This window comes from Bradyrhizobium campsiandrae, from assembly GCF_014529705.1.
GTDB lineage: Bacteria > Pseudomonadota > Alphaproteobacteria > Rhizobiales > Xanthobacteraceae > Bradyrhizobium > Bradyrhizobium campsiandrae.
On the sequence record NZ_JAANIH010000136.1, the window covers coordinates 1 to 3,845 of the forward strand.

The 3,845-nt window shown below is 64.1% G+C and carries 3 protein-coding genes; all 3 read left to right on the top strand.

The genetic code is table 11. The features are described 5' to 3' along the window. The first annotated feature begins 512 nt into the window (after positions 1-512). From G8O24_RS42220 to G8O24_RS42230, 3 genes are read left to right on the top strand one after another with little or no spacing between them, the layout of a single operon-like run. Positions 513-1,682 carry a tyrosine-type recombinase/integrase gene (locus G8O24_RS42220; RefSeq protein WP_244646388.1) on the top strand — a complete coding sequence of 390 codons (1,170 nt, stop codon included), beginning with the start codon at positions 513-515 and terminating at the stop codon, positions 1,680-1,682. Beyond that, positions 1,676-2,590 (top strand): tyrosine-type recombinase/integrase, encoded by a 915-nt coding sequence (locus tag G8O24_RS42225; protein WP_168226283.1) that lies wholly within the window; start codon positions 1,676-1,678, stop codon positions 2,588-2,590. Before G8O24_RS42220 ends, G8O24_RS42225 begins: the two co-directional genes overlap by 7 nt. Continuing rightward, positions 2,587-3,594 (top strand): tyrosine-type recombinase/integrase, encoded by a 1,008-nt coding sequence (locus G8O24_RS42230; RefSeq protein WP_100951625.1) that lies wholly within the window; start codon positions 2,587-2,589, stop codon positions 3,592-3,594. The genes G8O24_RS42225 and G8O24_RS42230 overlap by 4 nt, the downstream gene beginning before the upstream one ends. Positions 3,595-3,845 lie beyond the last annotated feature (251 nt).

Here is a 3,845-nt window from a genome sequence, read left to right on the forward strand (position 1 = left end):
GAGCGTCTTGATGGTGCCGGTGTAGGTGCCATCGTTGCTGCGGGTGAACGAACCGATCTGGGACATGGTGGATCTCCTGTGCTGTGTTCAAGCCCGCGACCATCGCGGCCTTGTGGCGATCGAAAGCCCCGGGACGGCCGACCCGCACCGTCAGGCCGCAGCGCATGCGAAGGACGGCGTGCGGCGATCTTGTTGCTCCGCGAGGAGCGGCGCAGCCGCGGGGAAGAAGATCGACGCACGCTGTTGCGGGGAATAGGCCGGGTCGCAGACCGCATCTCGGGGCAGATCCGCCGACAACAGGCCCGTCGGTCGCAGGGCATCACGGCGCGCCTGGAGAATCACCGGCTCCAGTCGGTCACGCATGGGACGAGTGCACGCGGCACAATCACTGACTGACGTTCCGAACAGCAACCACCTCGACCATAGTCCTGCCTCCACATGCAGAAGGGGGCGACATGCCGACAGGTGTTTATGTCCGTCAGAACGCGGTCTCTGACCGATTGAAGGCGGGAATGGCCGCAGACCACGCGGTCGACTTTGCGCGATGGCTCCGTGAGCGCCGATACACGCCACTTACCATCGTCGAGAGGATGCGGCTGCTTGCGAGTTGGACGCACTGGGCGCGCGGGGCAGGCTACACGCTGGCTGCAATCCGTGAGGCGCACGCGGCCTCGTTCTCCTTGATCGAAGCGGGACATCGGCCGCGCTTCCGCGGCGACCTCAACAAGGACGCGGTCGAGTGCGCCAAGCTGTTCATCGCCTACCTTGAGGATCAAGGCCAGTTAATGCGATTGCCGGCTAAACCGGCAGCGCCAGTGGTTGTCGAGTTTGCCGCTTGGGCCCGCGAGCAGCGCGGCCTGGCCGAAACGACGCTCGCGGCGTATCTTGGGACGATTACTCCCTTCGTCCAAGCGCTGGGGGATATCCCGACCTCCTACGACGCCGTAACGATCCGGGCATACATGATCGAACGTGCGAAGGCCGTATCGGTCGAGCGCATGAAGGGCATATCGGTCGGCATCCGCGCGTTCTTGCGCTTCCTGATCGCGAGAGGACGATGTCCGTCTGGGCTCGACCACGCCATGCCGAATGTTGCGGGATGGCGGCTGGCATCGATCCCGCGCTTCCTGCCTGATGCTGATATCGCGCGGATTATCGGTGCATGCAATGGAGAGCGGCGCCTGCGCGACCGCGCCATCATCCTGCTGTTGGTCCGGCTTGGGCTTCGGGCGAGCGAGGTGGCGCGGCTCAGCTTCGATGATATCGACTGGCGGCAAGGCAGCATCCGCCTGTGCGGCAAAGGCCGGCGCGAGGAACTGCTGCCGCTCACCCAGGAGATCGGCGACGCGCTGCTCGCCTACATAGAACGCGGACGGCCGGCACTGGGCACACCATCCCTGTTCATCACCGAATATGCGCCACTGCGGCCAATCGACCGCCTCACGGTCAAAGACCTGGTCAAGCGCGCGCTCAAGCGTGGGGGCATCGAGAGCCGCTACAAGGGTGCGCATATCCTGCGCCACTCGGCGGCCACGGCGATGCTCCGCCACGGCGTCAGCCTGCCGGGCGTGAGCACAGTGCTGCGCCACCGGTCGCAGGCAATGACGGCGCATTACGCCAAAGTCGATATCGCCCTGCTGTCGGCCATCGCGCAGCCCTGGCCGGGGAGGTCGCCATGCTGATCGATGATGTTGATCGCTACATCGAGCTGCGCCGCTCGCTCGGCTTCAAGCTCGCAAAGACGGCCCGACACCTCACCGCGTTCGCGCGCTATGCGGTCGACCGCGGCGATACTCATGTTCGCCGCGAGACCGCGATCGCGTGGGCGGCGGCCGTCTCGTCGACCCCGGGCAGTCACCAACGGCGGCTTCAGGAGATCGCGCTCTTTGCACGCTTCCTCTACGCCGAGGATCGCGAGCATGAAGTTCCGCATCATCCCCGCCGCCCTGCAACACGTCCCGCGCCCTATATCTATACGCCAGAGGAACTGGCTCGCATGCTCGACGCTGCAGGCAATCTGCGGCGCCAGAAGCCCAGCCCGCTAAGGCGCCACATCTATGTGATGCTGATCGGGCTGCTCGCATCGACCGGTCTGCGGATCTCCGAGGCTCTGAACTTGAAGTTGGGCGATCTGCTGCCCGACGGCGTGCTGCACATCCGCCAGACCAAGTTCAACAAGAGCCGGCTTGTGCCAATGCACCCCAGCGTGGTCGAAGCGCTGCAGGCCTATCTCGAGGTCCGGCGGCGGTTCGCCGGTCTGGATGACCATGTGTTCCTGTCTGTGGATGCCAAGCCGATGTCGGTTCGGACCGCCCAGACCAACTTCTATGTAATCCTGCGCAAAGCTGACGTCGGTCAGAATCGGTCGCGACGTCCGCGTATCCATGATCTGCGCCACACCTTCGCGACGCGCGTGCTGGAGCAATGCGCGATGCGTCGTGATGACGTTGCGCGCGACTTCGTCGCTCTCTCCACCTATCTCGGTCATGCGGACATCCGGCATACCTACTGGTATCTGGAAGCCACCCCGGACCTCATGGCCGATATTGCAGATGCTGCTGAGACGCTGATCGCCGGGGAGGTCGCATGACGCCGATCGCCCCGCTCATCACCAGCTTCATGCGCGAGCACATGCCGCAGCAGCGCGGCTACAGTCCGCACTCCTGCGAGACCTATGCGTATAGCTTCCAGCTATTGTTCGCCTTCACCGCCCAGCGCCTGCACACGCGCCCCTCTCTACTCCAGCTCGAGCAGATCGATGCAGACATGGTGGTCGCGTTCCTGCATCACATCGAACATGACCGCGGCAACGGTCCGGCGACTCGCAACCTGCGGCTCGCCGCGATCAAGTCGTTCATGCGCTACGTCGAGCTGCGGCACCCTGGCGCGTTGGAGCAGGTCGCCCAGATCAATGCGATCCCAGGCAAGCGTCATGACCAGAAGCTCATCCGCCATCTGACCATGGACGAGATCCGCGCCGTGCTTAATGCTCCCGACGCGACGACACGCCTCGGACTGCGGGATCGGGCGATGTTGCATCTGTGCTTCGCCGGCGGCCTGCGCGTCTCCGAGTTGATCGGCCTCACCCTGGAAAACGTCACGCTGCAACCGAGGCCAAGCATCCTGGTGTTCGGCAAGGGCCGGCGCGAACGCAGCCTTCCGCTATGGAAGGAAACCGCTCGCGACCTGCGCGCTTGGCTATCAGTGCGAGGGAAGCCGCCAGCGACAGAGCTGTTCGTCAACGCCCAAGGGATGGCGATGACCCGCGCCGGCTTTGAGTATATCCTCGAAAAGCACGCAAAGGCCGCCGCGGCTCGATGCCCTACCCTGAGCGGCCGCACGCTATCGCCACACCTTCTGCGGCACAGTTGTGCGGTCCTGATGTTGCAGGCCACACGCGACATCCGCAAGGTGGCGCTCTGGCTTGGCCACGCCGATATCCGCACCACGGAGATATATCTCCGCATGGATCCCTCTGAAAAGCTGGAGGCGGTGGAAGCGGTCATTCCGCCGGCGCTGCGCCGCGGACGGTTCAAGGCACCAGACGCGCTGATTGCCTCGCTGTCGGAGAAAGCACCTCTGCCTTCAGGGTGAGAGACGTCGGGCAGCCAATCGCTACGACGAAATACCTTTGATGCGCTGTGACGTCGCGGCATCACCGCGCCGTCCCGCATGAGCAATCGAGCGCTTCTTCATTAGGTTGGGATCGGCGAAGCAAAGCGCTGTGGCTCAATCGCGCTTGCTGTGATGGTGTCGCCGTCGCGGCGGTGGTGATGCCTTTGAGCCGTTACTCTCCTGTCGGGCTGTTTGGCCCCACGTCCATACCGGCCTTTTGCTGGCGGATC